The organism is Nocardia vulneris, from assembly GCF_001613425.1.
GTDB lineage: Bacteria > Actinomycetota > Actinomycetes > Mycobacteriales > Mycobacteriaceae > Nocardia > Nocardia vulneris.
Window position 1 is genome coordinate 102,967 of the sequence record NZ_BDCI01000036.1, and the last position, 18,929, is coordinate 121,895.

18 protein-coding genes are annotated in these 18,929 nt (G+C 69.7%); 13 read left to right on the forward strand and 5 right to left on the reverse strand.

Annotated elements, in window-relative coordinates; translation table 11 throughout:
- Positions 1-57: 57 nt before the first annotated feature.
- Positions 58-1,446, reverse strand: a complete 1,389-nt coding sequence (locus tag NVU01S_RS32350) for a cytochrome P450 (RefSeq protein WP_156161521.1) — start codon at positions 1,444-1,446, stop codon at positions 58-60.
- Between the two features lie 82 nt (positions 1,447-1,528).
- Here NVU01S_RS32350 and NVU01S_RS32355 point away from each other — a divergent pair, with 82 nt between their 5' ends.
- The 7 genes from NVU01S_RS32355 (at position 1,529) to NVU01S_RS32385 (ending at position 7,986) form a co-directional block, all read left to right on the forward strand.
- Positions 1,529-2,806: a glycosyltransferase gene (locus NVU01S_RS32355; RefSeq protein WP_043668382.1), complete on the forward strand. Its 1,278-nt coding sequence runs from the start codon at positions 1,529-1,531 to the stop codon at positions 2,804-2,806.
- Positions 2,803-3,564 (forward strand): ABC transporter permease, encoded by a 762-nt coding sequence (locus NVU01S_RS32360; RefSeq protein WP_043668384.1) that lies wholly within the window; start codon positions 2,803-2,805, stop codon positions 3,562-3,564. Before NVU01S_RS32355 ends, NVU01S_RS32360 begins: the two co-directional genes overlap by 4 nt.
- 74 nt (positions 3,565-3,638) lie before the next feature.
- Positions 3,639-4,193 (forward strand): cysteine hydrolase family protein, encoded by a 555-nt coding sequence (locus NVU01S_RS32365; RefSeq protein ID WP_043668387.1) that lies wholly within the window; start codon positions 3,639-3,641, stop codon positions 4,191-4,193.
- Positions 4,194-4,384: 191 nt separating this feature from the next.
- On the forward strand, positions 4,385-5,227 hold the full coding sequence (locus NVU01S_RS32370) for an ABC transporter ATP-binding protein (protein ID WP_014988649.1): 843 nt from the start codon (positions 4,385-4,387) through the stop codon (positions 5,225-5,227).
- A 28-nt stretch (positions 5,228-5,255) separates the two neighbouring features.
- Entirely contained in the window at positions 5,256-6,002 is a 747-nt protein-coding gene (locus tag NVU01S_RS32375; protein WP_043668390.1) for an ABC transporter permease, read from the forward strand.
- Positions 5,999-6,796: an ABC transporter permease gene (locus NVU01S_RS32380; protein ID WP_042255800.1), complete on the forward strand. Its 798-nt coding sequence runs from the start codon at positions 5,999-6,001 to the stop codon at positions 6,794-6,796. Before NVU01S_RS32375 ends, NVU01S_RS32380 begins: the two co-directional genes overlap by 4 nt.
- Before the next feature lie 95 nt (positions 6,797-6,891).
- Positions 6,892-7,986 carry an ABC transporter substrate-binding protein gene (locus NVU01S_RS32385; protein ID WP_043668393.1) on the forward strand — a complete coding sequence of 365 codons (1,095 nt, stop codon included), beginning with the start codon at positions 6,892-6,894 and terminating at the stop codon, positions 7,984-7,986.
- Positions 7,987-7,996: 10 nt separating this feature from the next.
- Here NVU01S_RS32385 and NVU01S_RS32390 read toward each other — a convergent pair whose 3' ends face one another.
- A complete protein-coding gene (locus NVU01S_RS32390; RefSeq protein WP_043668396.1) occupies positions 7,997-9,031 on the reverse strand; it encodes an XdhC family protein in 1,035 nt (344 codons plus the stop codon).
- Between the two features lie 13 nt (positions 9,032-9,044).
- Complete coding sequence (locus tag NVU01S_RS32395; protein ID WP_052280456.1) at positions 9,045-9,644, reverse strand: nucleotidyltransferase family protein; 600 nt, start codon at positions 9,642-9,644, stop codon at positions 9,045-9,047.
- Positions 9,645-9,793: 149 nt separating this feature from the next.
- On the opposite strand from NVU01S_RS32395, the gene uraD reads away from it, so the two are divergent.
- From uraD to NVU01S_RS32415, 4 genes are read left to right on the forward strand one after another with little or no spacing between them, the layout of a single operon-like run.
- On the forward strand, positions 9,794-10,297 hold the full coding sequence (gene uraD, locus NVU01S_RS32400; RefSeq protein ID WP_043668398.1) for a 2-oxo-4-hydroxy-4-carboxy-5-ureidoimidazoline decarboxylase: 504 nt from the start codon (positions 9,794-9,796) through the stop codon (positions 10,295-10,297).
- Complete coding sequence (gene uraH / locus NVU01S_RS32405) at positions 10,294-10,611, forward strand: hydroxyisourate hydrolase (RefSeq protein ID WP_043668402.1); 318 nt, start codon at positions 10,294-10,296, stop codon at positions 10,609-10,611. The genes uraD and uraH overlap by 4 nt, the downstream gene beginning before the upstream one ends.
- A gap of 7 nt (positions 10,612-10,618) precedes the next feature.
- Positions 10,619-11,521 carry a factor-independent urate hydroxylase gene (gene pucL, locus NVU01S_RS32410; protein ID WP_043668403.1) on the forward strand — a complete coding sequence of 301 codons (903 nt, stop codon included), beginning with the start codon at positions 10,619-10,621 and terminating at the stop codon, positions 11,519-11,521.
- Positions 11,509-12,870, forward strand: a complete 1,362-nt coding sequence (locus tag NVU01S_RS32415; RefSeq protein ID WP_043668406.1) for an 8-oxoguanine deaminase — start codon at positions 11,509-11,511, stop codon at positions 12,868-12,870. The genes pucL and NVU01S_RS32415 overlap by 13 nt, the downstream gene beginning before the upstream one ends.
- A gap of 96 nt (positions 12,871-12,966) precedes the next feature.
- On the opposite strand, the gene NVU01S_RS32420 is transcribed toward NVU01S_RS32415, so the two are convergent.
- Positions 12,967-13,827, reverse strand: coding sequence for a M20/M25/M40 family metallo-hydrolase (locus tag NVU01S_RS32420; protein WP_043668409.1), 861 nt, complete (start codon positions 13,825-13,827; stop codon positions 12,967-12,969).
- Complete coding sequence (locus NVU01S_RS32425; RefSeq protein WP_052280457.1) at positions 13,820-14,503, reverse strand: 2OG-Fe dioxygenase family protein; 684 nt, start codon at positions 14,501-14,503, stop codon at positions 13,820-13,822. Before NVU01S_RS32425 ends, NVU01S_RS32420 begins: the two co-directional genes overlap by 8 nt.
- Positions 14,504-15,021: 518 nt before the next feature.
- Here NVU01S_RS32425 and NVU01S_RS32430 point away from each other — a divergent pair.
- Both NVU01S_RS32430 and NVU01S_RS32435 read left to right on the forward strand, forming a co-directional pair.
- Complete coding sequence (locus tag NVU01S_RS32430) at positions 15,022-15,876, forward strand: FAD binding domain-containing protein (RefSeq protein ID WP_043668412.1); 855 nt, start codon at positions 15,022-15,024, stop codon at positions 15,874-15,876.
- The gene (locus NVU01S_RS32435; RefSeq protein ID WP_043668415.1) at positions 15,873-18,926 is read left to right on the forward strand and encodes a molybdopterin-dependent oxidoreductase; all 3,054 of its coding nucleotides are present in this window, start codon (positions 15,873-15,875) and stop codon (positions 18,924-18,926) included. The genes NVU01S_RS32430 and NVU01S_RS32435 overlap by 4 nt, the downstream gene beginning before the upstream one ends.
- The last annotated feature ends 3 nt before the right edge of the window (positions 18,927-18,929 follow it).

Consider the following 18,929-nt stretch of genomic DNA (forward strand, 5'->3'; position numbering starts at 1 on the left):
ACCAGCGCGCCGACCGATCCCATCCACGGCCCGGATATCGGCTCGCGCGGATTCGAATCATGGTCGCGGCCCGCGCGCATGCAGGGTGACCGGGAGCGCCGACGGGGAGAGCACGAAATCGTTGTTCGACGCGCGCACCCGGTACTTGGGGTCTGGTTCGGGCCGCCAGCGGGCGAGCAGCGCCGCCGAGGCCAAGGTGATCTCCAGCAACGCGAAGTGGTCGCCGAGGCAGCGCCGCCTGCCGACGCCGAAGGACAGGTTGGCTTTCTTGTCGATATCGCCGGCACGCTCGGGCGACCAGCGATCGGGGTCGAAGGCGTCCGGGTCGGCGAAATAGCGGCTGTCGTGCTGAACCATGTAGGGGCTGAACATGATTGCCGCGCCGTCGGGGATGGTGAGCCCGCCGATGGTGAGGTCGCCGTCGGCGGTGCCCGCGCTGATCCACGGACCCCAGAACCGGAGTACCTCTGCCACAACCTGTTTCAGGTACGGCAGCGCGTTGATATGTTCCGCGCGCACCGGGCCGGCGCCGACCACGGTGTCGAGTTCGGCGTACAGGCGCTCGGCGATCTCGGGTCGGTGCATCACCTCGTGCCACAGCCACCCGGTGAGCGACGCCATCGAGCCGACACCGCCGGCCAGCATCAGGATGGCCTCGTCGATGATGTGCTCGTCGGACAGTCGCGCGCCGGTCTCGCTGTCGGTGTGCCGGATCAGCGCCGACACCACATCGTGGAAATCCTCGTCGCGGCGGCGGTATTCGGCCACCACCTCGCCGATCGCGCCCCGCAGGTGCCGGGCCTTGCGCCGCCACCGCCAGTTCGCGAGCAGGCGGAGCCGGCGCAGCTGCGGCGGCAGCGCGGTGCGCAGGATGACCTGACTGAGCAGCCACGGCACGTTGTCCCGGATCTCGCGGCGCGCGGCATCGCTGAATTCGGCGGTGAACAGGGTCGAGGACACGGTGTCGAGCACCAAGCCGTGCGCCTCTTTCATCAGGTTCACCCGCCCGCCCGCGGGGAGCCCGGCCGACCACCGCTCGGCGATGTCGGCGGCCGCCCGCGTGTACTCGGCGAGCCTGCTCTGCCGCAGTGCGGGTGCGATCATGCGGCGGCGCAGCTTGTGTTCCGCGCCGCGCAGCACGTTCACCGAGCCGCCCGCGATGTCCTTGATCGCCTCGCGCAGGTCTTCCCGATTGAGTTCGCCGTCGCCGAGCCCGGCCTCGCGGACCAGGTCCGGCGTGGTCAGCAGGTAGCCGGTCTGGTTGCCGAAGTAGATGCGCACGATCGGCCCGAGCGCGGGCAGCGACGTGACGAAACCCGGCGCGTCGCGCAATGCGCGCAGGCCGTGCCCGACCAGCGGGAGGCGGCCGGGTGCGGTGGGTACTTCCGCCAGCGAACGCGGTAGCACCATTTCGGGTGGGTAGTCCGTCGGCTCGGCAGTGTGCACAATTGCACGGTACCCACGCGAACGCTCTGCTGTAGAGCCCACAGTTCTCCCGACTGCCCATCGCACGCGGAAAGAAGCGCCCTTGAGAATCGCGATCCCACTGACCGGAACCCGTGGTGATGTCCAGCCGGTGGTGGCGCTCGGGCTCGAATTGCGCCGGCGCGGCCACGACGTGCTGCTCGGTGCGCCGCCCAACCTGGTCGGCTTCGTCACCGACGCCGGGCTCGCCGCGGTGCCGTGCGGTCCGGATGTGCAGCAGCTCTACAGCTCGGACGAGGGCCAGCGGGCGCTGGCCGCGGGTAACACGCTGCGGCTGATGCAGCTGGTGGCCAAGCAGATGTCCGGCTACGCCCAGCAGATGAACCAGGAGGTCATCGACGTCTGCGCGGGTGCGGATCTGATCGTCGCGAGCACCGTCACCGAGGACCGCGCGAGTTCGGTCGCCGAGGCGATGGGGGTGCCGCTGGTGAGCCTGCACTATTTTCCGTGCCGCAGTACCAGCGTGTATCCGTTCCCGGGCGCGCTTCCGCCGCACTGGAATCCGCCCGCATTGGTCAACCGGGCCACCTGGGCGCTGGCCGAGAATCTGCGGCGGGTGGTGTTCATGCGCTACCTCAACGACCTGCGCACGACCCTGGGCCTGCCCAAATCGCGGGCCGGTACGGCCGCGGTACTGGACCGCGCGCAGGTTCCGGAGATCCAGATCTACGACCCCGCACTGGTGCCGGGGCTGCCGGAGGAATGGGGCGCGCGCAGGCCGTTCACCGGCTTCCTGACCCTCGACGAGGCGACCAGGGCCGCGGTCGGTGATCTGGCGGGCGATCACGCGAGCATCCTGTCCTGGATCGAGGCGGGCGAGGCGCCGGTGTTCTTCGGGTTCGGCAGCATGCCGATCCGGGACACCGCCGCCGTGCTCGCGATGGCCACCGAGGTCGCCGCCCGGCTCAGCGTGCGCGCGCTGGTGAGCGCGGGCTGGAGCGACCTCGATGTCGCGGCGGCGCAAGCCGGCCCGGAGGTGAAGGTGGTCGGCCCGTTCGCGCACGACGTGGTCTTCCCGCACTGCGTCGCGGCCGTGCATCACGGCGGCATCGGAACGCTGTTCGAGAGCTTGCGTGCGGGCCTGCCGACCCTGGTGTGCTCGGTATCGTTCGAGCAGCCGATGTGGGGCGGCCAGGTCGAACGGCTCGGTGTCGGTGCGCATCTGAAGTTCACCCAGCTCACCACGGATCGACTCGAACAGGGCGTGGCTGCGCTGCTCACCACCGAACGTCGTTCCCGGGCAGCGGAATTCGCGCGCACCCTGCGTACCGAGGGAGCGAGCGCCTACGCCGCGGACCTGGTCGAGGCTGCCGCCCGGTGACGAAACACGTGCTGGCCGACACCGTCGTCATGTTCCGGCGCTGTGCCAGGCACACCCTGCGCAGCCGGGACACGCTGGTGATCTCGATGCTCATGCCGGTGCTCGTCATGCTGCTGTTCACCTACGTGTTCGGCGGGGCGATCGATGTCGGCGGCCCCTACCTCGACTACGTCGTGCCGGGAATCATGCTGCTGTGCACCGGATTCGGTTCCTCGATCACGGCGACGAGCGTGTCCACCGATATGACGCGGGGCAGCATCGACCGCTTCCGCACGCTGCCGATGTTCCGGCAGGCGGTGCTCGCCGGACATGTCGCGGAGAGCGTGGTCCGGAATCTGGCCGCGATCGCGATCGCGGTGGTCGTGGCGCTCGTCCTCGGCTATCGGCCGCAGGCGGGGCTCGGCGGCTGGCTCGCGGCGCTCGGCGTGATCACCCTGTTCGTGCTGGCGATCTCCTGGATCGCGGTGGCGCTCGGGCTGGTCGCCAAGAATCCCGAGGCGGCGGGCGGGCTCACCTACGCGATCATGTTCATCCCCTACATCAGCAGCGCGTTCGTGCAGACCGCGACGATGCCGCACTGGTTGCGCGGTTTCGCCGAGTACCAGCCGGCGACGCCGGTGCTCGAAACCGTGCGCGGGCTGCTGAACGCCACCGGCGCCGGGCACCACGCGGTGCTCGCCGTCGCCTGGTGCCTGGGACTGGCCGCGTTCGGATTCGGCTGGGCCGGTGTGGTGTTCGGGCGGTTGTCCCGGCACTGAACCAGGTTTGTCGGTGCTCCGGGCTAACCTGAGCGTCGTTGCCAGCGCACTTGCTCGACCCATGGAGGACCCAGATGACCGTGCTGCCGGATCGGCCGAATACCGCCCTGTTGGTGATCGACGTGCAGAACGGCGTGGTGGCCGAGGCGTACCGGCGCGACGCCGTCGTCGCCAACATCGCCACGGTAATCGGCAAGGCCCGCGCCGCCGGGGTGCCGGTCGTGTGGATCCAGCACAGCGCCGATGACCTGGTGCCGGGCACCGAGGCCTGGGAATACGTGCCCGAACTGGTCCGGGAAGAGTCGGAAGCCTTGGTGCACAAGCGTTTCGGTGACTCCTTCGAGGAGACCGAACTGGACGAGCTGCTGGCGCGGGCCGGGGTCGGCAAGCTGGTGGTGACCGGCGCGGAGACCGACGCCTGCGTGCGCTCCACCATCCACGGCGCGTTCACCCGCGGCTACGACGTGACCCTGGTCGGCGACGGCCACACCACCTTCGACAAGAGCGAGTGGGGCGCGCCCGCACCCGAAGCGGTCATCGCGCACACCAATCTGTACTGGCAGTACCAGCGGGCGCCGGGCCGTACCGCGGCGGTCACCAGCGCCGACGAAACGACCTTCGAGAGCTGAGCGTTCGATAGCCGGGTGTTCGAGGGCCGGGTGTCGGAAGGCCGAGCACCGGAAAAATTCGGGTCCGGCCCCGGCTGCGCGTAACGATTGCGAAATCTGGGGTCGCGATTCGCAATGTCCGTGCAACGGGCTCCTTCTAGGGTGACCTTCATGAGGGAGCGCAGTACACGAAATATCGGTGGGGCCGGGTCATGACCACCGCGAACGAAACCACCGGGGGCACCGGTATCCACATCAGCGGGTTGACCAAGACCTTCCGGGTGGGCCGCAAGACCGTGCAGGCGCTGGACGCGGTGGATCTGCACACCGAACAGGGGACCTTCCTGTCGTTGCTCGGCCCCTCGGGCTGCGGCAAGTCGACGGTGCTGCGCATCCTGGCCGGCCTGGAGACGCCGACCGCGGGCAAGACGCTGATCGACGGCCAGACCCCCGCCGAGCTGGTGGGACGGCACGAACTCGGCATCGCCTTCCAGGATTCGGCCCTGCTGCCGTGGCGTTCGGTGGAGTCGAATATCAAGCTGCCCCTGCAGGTCGCGGGCCTGCAGCCGGACCCGGGCCTGATCGCCGACCTGATCCAGCTGGTGGGGCTCGACGGGTTCGAGAAGGCCAAGCCCGCGCAGCTGTCCGGCGGTATGCGCCAACGTGTTTCGATCGCCCGCGCGCTGGTGGTGAAGCCGACCGTGCTGCTGCTGGACGAGCCGTTCGGCGCGCTGGACGATATGACCAGGCAGCGGCTCAACCTGGAACTGCTGCGGATCTGGACGGAGAAGCCGGCCACCACGCTGATGGTCACGCACGGCATCGCCGAGGCCGTGTTCCTCTCCGATGTGGTCGCCGTGATGAGCCCGCGGCCCGGCCGGGTGCTGGAACTGGTGGAGATCGATCTGCCGCGCCCGCGCACCCCCGAGATGATGCGGACGCCCGAATTCCACCGGCTGCACGACTACCTGTCCGAGTTGCTGTTCGGCAAGTCCGGGACGGGCGGGGCGCTCGGCAGCGCGGCCGGCGCCGCGAGCACCGGCGGTGGCGCGTGAACACCGGGCGAGCGCGGGGAGGGCGGACATGAAACGGATCGGTGGCCTGCTCGGCGTCGTCGGGCTGATCGGTGTGTGGTGGCTGCTCGCGGCGCTCGGCGTCGCCGGTGGCACGGTGCCGAGTCCGTGGACGGTGGTGCACACCATGTACACCGACGGCTGGGGACTGTACGGACCCAACTTCCGGATTACCGCGCTCGGCGCGTTGCAGGGTTTCGTGTGGGGCAACGGGCTCGCCATCGTGCTGGCCATCCTGATCATGCTGATCCCGCAGATCGAATCGCTGGCCACCCAGCTGGCGATCCTGAGCTACTGCACCCCGCTGCTCGCGCTGGGCCCGATCATCCTGGTGGTGTTCGGCGGGCGCACGCCGACGGTGTTCCTCGCGGCGATGTACTGCTTCTTCACCACCATGGTCGGCACCGTGACCGGTCTGCGTTCCGCCGATCGGACCAGCTTGGATCTGGTGCGCGCGTACGGCGGTGGCCGCTGGCAGCAGCTGTATCGCGTGCAGTTGATCTCGGCGCTGCCGAATACCTTCGCGGCGTTGAAGATCGCCGCGCCCTCGGCGGTGCTCGGCGCGATCATCGGCGAGTATCTCGGCGGTGTCGACAGCGGCATCGGCGTCGCGCTGACCGCCGCGCAGACCGCCTACAACGTGCCGCGCACCTGGGGCATGGCGCTGGCCGCGGCCGCGCTGGCCGGGCTCGGCTACGCGGTGGTCGCGCTCGGCGCGCGGCTGGTCGCCCCGTGGACTGCGCAGGAGGCGCGATGAAAGTACTGCTGCGGCTCGGGCGGTTCCTGTTCCCGCTGGTCACCTCGTTGATCCTGATGCTGCTCATCTGGTACGTCTTCCTGAAGGCGTTCCCGCAGGTCGGCCCGCGCGTGGGGAAGTCGCCCGAAGACATCTGGCGCTATCTGGTGACCTCGCCGGGCGCGAGCAGCGCCCGCGCGACGATCCTGGACGACCTGCAGATCACGCTGCGCGACGCGGCGATCGGGTTCGGCTTCGGCATGCTGGCCGCGGTGGTGGTGGCCGCGCTGTTCGTGTCGTTCGCGGCGGTGGAGCAGACCTTCCTGCCGGTGGCGATGATCCTGCGCTCGGTACCGCTGGTGGTGCTCGCGCCGATCATCGTGCTGGTGTTCGGGCGCGGGCTCGGCGGGGTCACCGTGCTCACCGCCATCGTGGTGTTCTTCCCGGCGCTGGTGATGATCATGGCGGGGTTGCGCAACGCCCCGCGCCAAGCACTGGATCTGGTCGCCGCCTACGGCGGGTCCAAGTGGACCGGTCTGCGGCTGGTCGCGGTGCCCGCCGCGCTGCCCTCGGTGTTCGCCGCGGCCCGCATCTCGGTGCCGGGCGCACTGATCGGCGCGCTGCTCGGCGAGTGGCTCGGCAGCGGAACAGGGTTGGGCGCCAGCCTGATTCGGGCCATTCCGACCTTCCAATACAACCAGCTGTGGGCCTCGATCGTGATCGTCACGATCGTCTCGGTGGTGCTGTATGCCATCGTCGGTGTGATCGAGAATCTCGTGCTCGCCCGCTTCGGCGCCGACGCGGGACGATCCTGAACGACCGGTTCGCTGAACGAGACAAAATTCCCGAAATTCCGTGCCCGGAACGTCAAAGCAAAGAAAATGAAACGCGATCGACCTAGATTCACCGCATGACACCCGCACAGCGTTCCTCGTTCGGGCCGGCACTGAATCGACGGTCTCTGCTCCGCTACTCCGCGCTGGCCGGCGCCGCACTCGGCGGCGCGGGCCTGCTCACCGCCTGTGGCGACAATGCCGCCGACTCGTCGGGCGGTTCCACCCCGGACGGCTCCAAGTACGGCACGGTGGCGGTGCAGCTGTCCTGGCTGAAGAACATCGAGTTCGCCGGTGAATACTTCGCCGATTCGAAGGGCTATTTCAAGGAGGCGGGCTTCGGTTCGGTCAACCTGATCGCCGGCGGCGCGGCGAGCACCTCGGTCGAGGCCGGACTCGACACCGGCAAGATCTGGCTCGGCCTGTCCGCGCCGCAGACCACCGCCAAGGCGGTCCTGGAGGGATTGCCCGCGAAGATCATCGCGACCACCTACCAGAAGAACCCCTTCGCGATCGTGAGCTCGGCGGCCAAGCCGATCAAGACGCCCGCGGACATGAAGGGCCGCAAGATCGGCGTGCAGGACACCAACCAGCTGATCTTCCACGCGCTGCTGACCGCCAACGGACTGAAGCCCGGCGATGTCACCATCGTGCCCGCGCAGTTCGATCCGACGCCGCTGGCCAACGGTGAGGTCGACGGCTGGGTCAGCTACGTGACCAATGAGCCGATCACGTTGACCGCCAAGGGATTCGCGAACACGCACTTTTTGTTCGCCGACTACAACCTGCCGCTGGTGGCCGAGACGCTCACGGTCAAGCAGGCGACCATCGACAAGGAGCGCGACAAGCTCAAGGCCTTCCTGATCGCCGAGATCAAGGGCTGGCAGGACGCGGTGGCGAACCCGGCCGAATCGGCCCGGCTCGCGGTCGAGGTGTACGGCAAGGACCAGAAGCTCGACCTCGACGAGCAGACGAAAGAGGCGGTGGCACAGAACGATCTGATCGTCTCGCCCGACACGGCGGCCAACGGGCTGTTGAGCATGACCGACAAGTTGATCGAGCAGAACATCGCCGCGCTGCGGCTCGCCGACCTCGATATCAAGGCCGACCAGCTGTTCGATCTGTCCGTGCTGCGGGAGGTCTTCGCGGAGAATCCCGGCCTGAAAGGCTGAGTGGCCCGGGCTAACTACCCAGCCCCACCGCAGTTTTCAGCGGTGGGGACTGGCTAGGGGTGTGCAGAGAATGCCGCCCCGTCTGTTCGGTTCTGGCGGCGAGCAGTTCGGCGGCGATGGCGACGGCGATCTCGGGCGCGGTGCGCGCCCCGACGTCGAGTCCGGCCGGAGAATGCAGACGGGCGAGCGTTGCTTCGTCGAAGCCGCCCGCCCGCAGGTCTTCCATGCGTCGCGTGTGCACGGTGCGCGAACCCATCGCGCCCAGATAGCCGAGCTGGGGTAGTCGCAGCGCGACGGTCAGCAGCGGGATCTCGAACTTCGGATCGTGCGAGGTGACGACAATGCCTGTGTCACCGTCGATTTCGCCCGCCGCCGCGAGCGTGTTCAGGTACCGGTGCGGCCAGTCCACGACCACCTCGGCGCCGGGGAACTTCTCCGGCTGGGCGAAGGTCTCCCGGGAATCGCAGATGGTGACGCGGTAGCCGAGGAACTTGGCCTGCACGGTCAGCGCCGCGGCAAAAGAGTTGGCGCCGAAGATGATCAGGCGCGGCGGCGGTGCGAACGAGGAGACGAACACGTCCGAATCCGGCAGCGCGAGCAGTTCGGTGTTGTGTCGTTTGTCGGTGACCAGATGCTGCCCGATGAGATCGGCGTCGGAGTTCCACACCACGGTGAAGACGGTGATCCGCCGGTGCGCCCGGATCTCGGCGGCGACGAGCGGGAACTCCGGAAAGTCCCTGCGCGAGAACGGTTCGGTGAACACGTCCATCATGCCGTCGCGGTCCGCACCGCCCGCGATGCCGGTAGCCACGCCGTAGCGGTGCATCGCGCGCCGGCCGGTGCGCGCCGCCTGTAATACCGCCTCGTAGGCGATCTCCTCCAGACCGCCGTCGGTCACCGCGCCGTAGACGCCGCCCTCCGGATCGACCAGCATCGCCGAGCCGATCGGCAACGGGGCAGAACCCATCGTGCGCACGATGGTGGCCAGTCCTCCGGTCCGCCCGGAATGCCACACCCGCAGTAGGTCATCGACGATGTCCCGCATGAGCTCGCTCCGATCACCGTGCGGACGAGGCCGGGTAGTCATGATCGACGCCCGTCGCCAAATCGTCGCACGTGACGCACACCATATCTGCCCGGCCCGCCAAATAGGTGCGCGCGCCCGAATCTCCTACGGCCTCCTGACATATCGAGGTCCAGTGGTTGTGTGCGAGCACAACGGGATGCCCCGGTGTGTTGTGGAACACAGCTCGGGCGAGGCCGCTCGGCGCCGCGAAGGCCGCGGCGGTCACCCGGGCGATCACCGCCGCACCGACATCGGGGGTATCCACGGGCATGATCGCGGCGTAGCGCGCCGGGGTGCGCGCGGCGGCGATCAGGCCGGCCCGGACCGAGGCGCCGAGTCCGGTGGCCCAGTCCGCCGCCCAGACGGTGACGACCTCGGCGGGCAGGTGCACGGCCGCCGGATCGGGACCGGTGGCGCCGAGGACGACGATCACCGGATCGCAGCCGCCGTCGCGGAGCGCGGCCACCGCGCCGCGCAGCCAGGCACCACCCTCGGCCAGCGCTTTCGGCTTGCCGTAGCGCGTTCCGGCCCCCGCGGCGAGCACGATGCCCGCGCAGCCGGGCGCGGGAACCGGACGATCGGGTAGAGCCATGACACGACGGTATCTCGGAACCGGCGCCCGCGCGTGCCGCAAGAGCGCTGCTCGGAGGCGGGAACGCCCGGTTTCCGCGCGGCGACACGCCGGTCGTCCGCTGGCGCTTTCCGGTGGCGCCCGGGCGGGTCGTATTCGATGCTGGTCCGATGACAGACGACGCGGACGGCCTCGCCCGATTCGACGCGCTGCCGCGGGACGCGGCCATCGAGGCGTTGCTTGCCTGTTGCTCGTCGCCGCAGTGGGCGCGCGCGTTGGCCGCCGGACGGCCATACTCGAGTATCGGTGCTGTGCTCGATACCGCCGACACTGTGCTCGCCGGACTGCCCGAAGCCGAGATCGATCGGGCGCTCGCCGGGCATCCGCGGATCGGTGCGCGGCCGCATTCGGCGGCTTCGGCGCGCGAGCAGGCCGGGGTGGCCGACGCACCGGAGGAGGTGCACGCGGCGCTCGCGGCGGGTAACCGGGCCTACGAGCAGCGGTTCGGTTACCGGTACCTGGTGTACGCGAGCGGTAGCACCGGCAGCGAGCTGCTCGCGCTGCTGCAAGACCGGCTGCACCACGATGCCGAAACCGAAAGGCGGGTCATGCGAACAGAATTGGCGAAGATCAATCGGCTCCGGTTGCGCGGGCTGCTCACGGCGGCGGCATGAGCACACTGAGTACCCACGTCCTGGACGCGGTGCGCGGCGCGCCCGCGACCGATATCGCGGTGACCCTGTACGACGATGTCCGGGAACTGGATTCGGGCAGCACCGATGCCGACGGCCGGATCGCCGGACTGGGTGGCGAGTTGGCGGCGGGGACCTATCGGCTGGTCTTCGACACCGGCGCCTACTTCGCCGCACAGCAGGTCGAAACGTTCTATCCCGAGGTCTGCGTGCGCTTCGCCGTCACCGTGCCGCGGCACTATCACGTCCCGTTGTTGTTGTCGCCGTTCGCCTTTTCCACCTATCGAGGGAGCTGAATCCAGCATGGAGTTGACCGGGCCGATCACGCTCACCGACCACCGATACGGCAAGGCCGAGAACCGCGTGGTGCGGATCCGGCGGGAGACGGCGCGGCACGAGATCCGCGATGTGAACGTGTCCACCGTGCTGCGCGGTGACTTCGCCGACGCCTACGCCGGTGACCAGCGCAAGGTGCTGCCCACCGACACGCAGAAGCAGACCGCGTTCGCCTACGCGAAACAGCCTGGGCTACAGACGATCGAGGACTACGGGCTGGCTCTGGCCGGGCACTTCGTCGACGATATCGAGCCGGTATCCAGCGCCCGGATCGAGATCGACGAGTACGCCTGGCAGCGGGTGACGGTCGACGGTCGTGAACACGAGCACACCTGGGTACGGCAGGGCCCGGAGGTGCGCACTGCGGCGATCACGGTGGCGGGCACTGGCGCCGACCGGCAGGCGTGGGTGATCGGCGGGGTGAAGGACCTGACCATCCTCAAGTCGACCGGGTCCGAGTTCGCCGATTTCCTCAGCGACGAATTCACCGTGCTGGCCCCGACCCACGATCGGATGCTGGCCACCACCCTCGTCGTCGCGTGGCGTTTCGCGGGGACCACCGGCATCGCCTGGGACGACGTGTACGCGGGCATTCGCGCGCGACTGGTCGAAACCTTCGCCACCCATCACTCGAAGGCGTTGCAGCAGACCCTGTTCGAGATGGGCAAGGCCGCGCTACAGGCCTATCCGGTGCTCGCCGAGATCCGCCTCGCCGCGCCGAACAAGCACCACTTCGACTATGACCTGGCGCGTTTCGGCATCGAGAACAACGGCGAGGTCTACTACGCGGCGGACCGGCCGTACGGCTTGATCCACGCGACCCTGCAGCGCGCCGACGCACCGGAGGCAGGTCCCGCATGGCTGCCGTGACCGTCATCGAGAACTGTGCCGTCGCCACCGTCGACTCGGCGGGCACCGAATACCGCCACGGTCATGTGGTGTTGCGCGGCAACCGGATCGCGGCGGTCGGGCCGGGAGCGGCGCCGCCGGTGGACGATTCGGCACACCGCATCGACGGCCGCGGCTGCCTGCTCACCCCCGGCCTGGTGAATACCCACCACCATCTCTATCAGTGGATCACCCGCGGTCTGGCCGCGGACAACACGCTGTTCGAATGGCTCACCACGCTTTACCCCATCTGGGCCGGCATCGACGAGGACGCGGTGCGGGTGGCGGCGACCGGCGGGCTGGCCGCGCTGGCGCGCACCGGATGCACCACCAGCACCGACCATCACTACGTCTTCCCGCGCGAGGGCGGCGATGTGCTCGGCGCGGAGATCGCGGCCGCCGCCGACGTCGGCCTGCGGTTCCACCCGTGCCGCGGGTCGATGGATCTGGGGCAGCGCGCGGGCGGGCTGCCGCCGGATCACGTGGTGCAGCCGCTCGACACCATCCTGACCGACAGCGCGGACGCTGTTGCCCGCCATCATGATCCGTCGTTCGACTCGATGCTGCGCATCGCGCTCGCTCCCTGCTCGCCGTTCTCGGTGAGCTCCGAGCTGCTCCGGGAATCGGCCGTGCTGGCACGCGAACTGGGTGTGCGGCTGCACACGCACGTCGCCGAGACGATCGACGAACAGGACTACTGCGCGCAGACCTTCGGCTGTACTCCCGCCGAGTACATGGCCCAGCTCGGCTGGGTCGGCTCGGACGTGTGGTGGGCGCACGCCATCCATCTGGACGACACCGCCATCGCCACCATGGCGAAAACCGGTACCGGCGTGGCCCATTGCCCGACCTCCAACGCGCGCATCGGTGCGGGCGTGGCGCGCACCGCCGATCTGGTGCGGGCGGGTGTGCCGGTCGGCCTCGGCGTGGACGGCGCGGCGAGCAACGAGGCGAGCTCGATGGTCGAGGAACCGCGCAACGCACTCTTCTACGCGCGCAACCGCGGCGGCCCCCGCGCCATGACGACCCGAACAGCGTTGGCACTGGCCACGATCGGCGGCGCCCGCGTGCTCGGCCGGGCCGCCGAGATCGGCTCGATCGAGCCCGGCAAACTCGCCGATCTCGCCCTGTGGCGGCTCGACACCCCCGCCCACGCGGGCATCGACGACCCGGTGACCGCCCTCGTGCTCGGCGCGGCGCCACCCCTCGCGGCGCTGCTGGTGAACGGCCGCGAGGTCGTGCGTGACGGCAGACTGGTCACGGTCGACGAAGACGCCGTCGGCTCGGCGGTCGCCGCCGCACAGGCCGCGCTGGTCGCGAAGGCGGGGTAGGCGGCGAACGAGGTGGCGCCGTGCGCCGGCGCCGAAGCGGAGCTGTGCCGATCGGCGAACGCGCGGTCCGAGTTGCGCACCGGCGGGCGGTGACCGTCAGCCGCAGCGGCGGGCCGCAAGCAACGCCAAAGTGTCGGCGCAGGCTCGCATTTCGCTGATCAGTACGTGGTGCTCGGGGTCCGGGGCCGCGCCGCGCGGTCCGAACAGACAGCATTCGATGCCCGCGCGACTGAGGTGGGTGGTGTCGTTGCCGCAGTAGGAGTAGGGCAGCGCGAGGCCACACTCCTCGACCCGGAAATCCGAGACCTGGGGGAGCAGTTCGGCGATATCGCGGACCACGGCGCAGTCGGCGGGCCGGTCCATCGGCGGCATATCGACGGCGAATTTGTGCACCCCGGCGGTCCGGGTGATCACCCGGCGCACCGAAGAGGGTTCGGGCACCACGGCGGCGTCGGCGGTGAGGCCGCTGCGCAGTGCGTGCCTGGTGCCGGTGCCGCCTTGTAACTCGCCCACGACGAACTCGAGCAGCAGCGGGCGGTACAGGGCAATGCCGCTGCGGCGCACCATGATCACGGCGCCGAGGATCGCGGCGAGGCCGCTCTTCATATGGTGCAGGCCCGCGCCGTACAGCCGGTCGCCGTCGCGGCGCGCGGTGAACGGTGTCCGCGGTTGGTCGTGACCGAGCGGATCCATGTCGAGGTGTCCGTTGAGCAGCAGCGCGGGTGTCCCGGTTTCCGGGCCGAGCCGGGCGATCGTCTGCAACCGACCGGGCTGCACTTCTTGATGGTAAGCGTGAATATCGTTTCGAAGCAGGGTGTTACGGACGTGCACCGCCAGCGGCGTTTCCTGCCCGGTGAACGAGGGAATGGCGGTGAGCTCGGCGGCCAGCCGCACGAGCTCGGCCTCGGGGAGCAGGCGGGACAGCTGGTCGGGGAAGGTCGTCGTCGAACTAGGCACGCTGCCGGAATCCGATCAGCAGGACGTCGCGTAATCCGGCGCCGGCGGCGGGATCGGTCACGGTGATCGGCGAGGTGTAGTGCAGCACCCGCTCATCGTCGAAAACGTAAGAGTCGAGCGGATCTTCGAGCACGAAGCTGCGCAACCCACGGTCCGGGTCGTAGCGGTCGTAGATGGCGGAGACGCCGCCGCTGATATTGGTGCGCTGGATCAGATGCGCGGAACCCGCGATCAGGCCGTCGCGGTGCTTGCCCTCCGGCGCCGGATCTCCCGGTGCGATCAGCCGCAGGTAGTGGGCGTCGACCAGGCAGTCCGGGGTGGCTGCGGCGGAAAGTACCCCGTGTGCGGTGAGCAGACGGGCCACCGCCGCCGCGATCTGCTTGGTCGGCTCGGTCGCCGGATGCTCCGGCGGAATCAGCTTGAAGCGGCGGGCTATGCCGCCCGCCACCGGATCGACCTGTTCGGATTGCACATCCGGCGGCGGCTGATCGATCGCGGTGAGGGCAGCGGGGCCGTCCGCGCCCAGCCGCGTCAGGTCGAGCCGGAAGCACTGGTAGGCGCGCCGCCCATACTGCTCGCCGGCGGGCAGCCAGTGGTCGAGTTCGGTGTAGTCCCGGAACGTGCGCCGCAGGACGTGCAGATCGGGGGCGGCAAGCGAGAAATCGGCCGCGGTCATCAGCCAGGAGGACGGCGGGTCCGCGTCGGGCGCGGGCGGCAGCTCACGGTCGGCAGACGCCGTCCGCTGATCGGTGTTTATCGGTGGCCCTTCCGCGTCAGGACATGGCGGGCCACAGCAGGGCCGCGGGCCGCGCATATCGGTGAGGGATGGCTCGCCGCCGGCGTGGGAAATATCACATCGAGCGAGCCGCGATGGACATTAATCACGCGGCTGCCCGGTGTCGAGTGTGCGCCGGGCACGAACTTGCGTGTCGAGGCCGCCGGTACCGTGGCGTACTGAGTAAGTCCTGTTCAGGGTGTATGCGGGATACTGGAACAGTACCGCCTCTGACTGGTCGGAGGCGGTCCGGGTGGCGGCCGGACGGTGTGGGGGCCGGTCGGGTGAGCGGTGGCCGGTCACCGGCCGCCGCGGATCGGCGGGGTAACGGCCGCGCAATCCGGCGCGGAGATTGCGCAACATCGTGGCAACTCCGCGCTTCTAGGGTTGGCGGCAGTGGCAGTGGAGCGAGGTGAGACGTGGACCTGGACACGATCCGGGAGGTGCTGATGGCGCGGAAGCGGGCGGATCTGGGGGCGCTGAGTGCTTCGTGCGCGGTGCTGGCGGGCGGGACGTTCCTGTTCGCCGAGCCACAGGACCGGCTGGACCGGCTGGTCGACATCACCGCCCTCGGCTGGCCGGCGGTGACCGTGGTGCCGGCGGGGCTGGAGATCGCGGCGACCTGCACGCTGGCGGAACTGGCCGGTGCGGGACCGGGGCGTGAGCTCGGCGCGCCGGTGTTTCGCGAGGACTGGCCGGGGACAAGGCTTTTCGCGCAAGGGTGCCGGGCTTTGCTGGCATCGCACAAGATCTGGCGGACCGCGACCGTCGGGGGAAATATCTGTTTGTCGCTGCCCGCCGGTGGCGTGCTCGCGGCCCTGACCGCGCTCGACGGCGTGGCATTGCTGTGGGGGCCGGACGGGGTGGACCGGCGGATTTCCTTGCGGGAGTTCGTGCTCGGCCCCGAGCGCAACGTGCTGTCGCCCGGTGAGGTATTGCGGTCGGTAACCGTTCCGATGGCAAGTTTGCGGGCGCACACCAGTTTCCGGAAGATCGCGCTCGCGCCGCTGGGGCGTTCCGGTGCGGTAGTGATGGGGCGGCGTGATCCGGACGGCCGGTGCGCGATCACCCTGAGCGCGGCCACCGTCCGGCCGATCGTGCTGGACTTCGGTGCTGTGCCCAGCACGGCCGAGGTCGGCGCACTCGTCGCGGGAATCGATCCGCAGCTCTGGTTCGACGACCCGCACGGTGCGCCTGATTGGCGAGCGCACGTCACCGGCCTGCTCGCCCGCGAGGTCGCCGCCGAGTTGCAACTCGCGCAGGACCCGCTATGAGACTCGAAATCGACGGCAGGGCGGTCGAAGTCGACCCACGCCCGGGTCAATGCCTGCGCACCCTGCTTCGCGAACAAGGCACCTTCGCTGTCAAAAAAGGATGCGACACAGGCGATTGCGGCGCCTGCACGGTTCAGCTCGACGGTCTGCCCGTGCACTCCTGCCTCATCCCGGCCCACCGCGCCGCCGACCGCACGGTCACCACCGCCGCCGGTCTCGGCACCGCGGCCGACCCCCACCCGGTCCAGCGCCGCTTCGTCGAGCACGCCGCCTTCCAATGCGGATTCTGCACCGCGGGCATGGTCGTGACAGCCGCGGGCCTCGGGCTCGCCGGAGCCGCACCGTGCGGCCGGACCGGCGCCGACGGGGGCCCCACTGCCCTTCCGAGTGCGCGGTCTGCCGCGGTCGATGCCGAGCCGGCCGGCAACGAGTGGCCGGAAGCGGGCTCCTCCACCACGACCGAACCCGCCGCCGACCCGGACCGTCCCGCACGCACCAGTGCCGAGATCGCCGAGCTGATGAAGGGAAACCTGTGCCGCTGCACGGGTTACCGCGCCATCGCAGACGCACTCGGTGGTGTCGCGACAGTCGAAGCCGACATCGCCGCCGCGCAACCGGGCATCGCTGATGGTGCAGACCAGGTGCGCACCGCCGGCGAGCAGCAGCCGGCGGAAGGGGGCCACGCCGGGGCGGCCGGCGAGCCGACGCGTGGTGCGTTGCCCGGAGGCGGGTGGGTGGGGCGTGGGGTCGGTGCGCCCGCCGGCCCGCGGATCGTGCGCGGGGGCGAGCCGTTCACGTTCGATATCGCGCCCGGTGCCGAGGGGCGCGCACCCGCCGGTTCGAGCACGAATTCGACTGGTGTGGAGGGGGCTTCGCCGCCGAGTGTGCCGTTGCACCTCGCGGTATTGCCGAGTCCGCATGCGCACGCGCGCATCCTGTCGATCGAGACGGCGGCTGCTGAGGCAGTGCCCGGGGTGCGGGCGGTGCTCACCTATGCGGACGCACCGGAGGTGGCGTTCTCCACGGCCCGGCACGAGTTGCGGGCCGACGATCCGGACGACACGTATGTGCTGGACCGGACGGTGCGGTTCGTGGGGCAGCGGGTGGCGGCGGTGGTCGCGGACAGTCTCGCGGCCGCACGCGCGGGCTGCCGGGCACTGGACGTGACGTACGAGGTGCTGCCCGCGGTGTTCGATCCGGCGGCGGCACTGCTGCCCGAGGCACCGAAACTGCATGCGGAGAAACCGGATTCGGCACGCATCGCGGACTCGCGACGCAATCTGATCGCCGAGGTGCACGGCGAGGTCGGCGATACCGCGGCGGGGCTCGCGGCGGCGGCGAAAGTGGTCAGCGGCGTATGGCAATCGCCGCGCGGGCAGCACGTGCACCTGGAAACCCACGGCGGCGTCGGCTGGCTCGACGCCGACGGCAGGCTGGTCGTCCGGTGTAGCACCCAGGTGCCGTTTCTGGTGCGCGACGAACTGTGCCAGATCTTCGGCCTGCGTAAGGATCGGGTACGGGTGTTCGCCACCCGGGTCGGCGGCGGCTTCGGCGCGAAGCAGGAGATGCTGGCCGAGGACCTCATCGCGTTGGCGGTGCTGCGCACCGGCCGCCCGGTGCAGTACGAGTTCACCCGTGGCGACGAGTTCACCGCCGCCACCTGCCGCCACCCGATGCGGGTCGCGGTCACCGCGGGCGCCGGCGCCGACGGCGTGCTCACCGCGCTGGTGGTGGACGTGCTCGCCGACGGCGGCGCGTACGGCAATCACAGTGCGGGCGTGATGTTCCACGGCGTCGGCGAATCGATCGGCGTCTACCGCTGCGCCAACAAGCGGGTGGACGCACAAGCCGTGTACACCAACAACATTCCGTCCGGCGCCTTCCGCGGCTACGGGCTCGGCCAGGTGATCTTCGGGATCGAGTCCGCGCTCGACGACCTGGCGCGTGCTCTCGGCATCGACCCGTTCGAGTTCCGCCGGCGCAACGTGGTGCGCCCGGGCGATGCGTTCGTCGGCGCCGAGGTGGACGAGAGCGACCTGACCTTCGGCAGTTACGGTCTCGATCAGTGCATCGAGCTGACCGAGCGAGCATTGTTGCGCGGCAACGGCGTTGCCGCGCCGGATCCGAGCTGGCGGGTCGGCACCGGCATGGCGGTGTCCATGATCGCGACCATTCCGCCGCGCGGCCACCGCTCCGACGCGACGGCCACCCTGCTGCCGGACGGCCGCTACGAGATCCGGGTCGGCACCGCGGAATTCGGTAACGGCACCAGCACGGTGCACGCACAGCTCGCGGCGACTGCGCTGGCCACCGCGATATCGCGCATCGTGCTCCGCCAATCCGACACCGACCTGATCGGCCACGACACCGGCGCGTTCGGCTCCACCGGCATCGTGGTCGCGGGCAAGGCGACCTACGCCGCGGCATCGGAGCTGCGCAGGCTGCTGCTCGGGCGGGCGGCGAAACTGGCCGGGCTGCCCGAACACGACTGCGTGCTGGAGTCCGCGGGTGTCCGGTGCGGCGACCAGTTCTTCGACGCGGCGGCACTGCTGGCCGACGGCCCGTTGACCGCGCACGGCGAGCACGCGGGCAGTCCCCGTTCGGTGAGTTTCAACGTGCACGCCTTCCGGGTCGCGGTGCGGCCGGACACGGGTGCGATCCGCATCCTGCAGTCCGTCCAGGCCGCCGACGCGGGGACCGTGCTCAATCCGGTGCAGTGCCGCGGTCAGGTGGAGGGCGGCGTCGCGCAGGCGCTCGGCACTGCGCTGTACGAGGACATGCGCAGCGCGCGGGGACTGGTCACCACGCAGTCGCTGCGGCACTATCACATCCCGCAGTTCGCGGACGTGCCGCGGACCGAGGTGTATTTCGCCGATACCGCCGATGCGCTGGGCCCGCTGGGCGCGAAGTCGATGAGCGAGTCCCCGTACAACCCGGTCGCCCCTGCGCTGGCGAACGCGATACGCGATGCTGTCGGGGTGCGGCCGGACCGGCTGCCGATGACCGCCGACCGTATCTGGCGGGCTATGCAGGAAGGAGGACCACGGTGACAC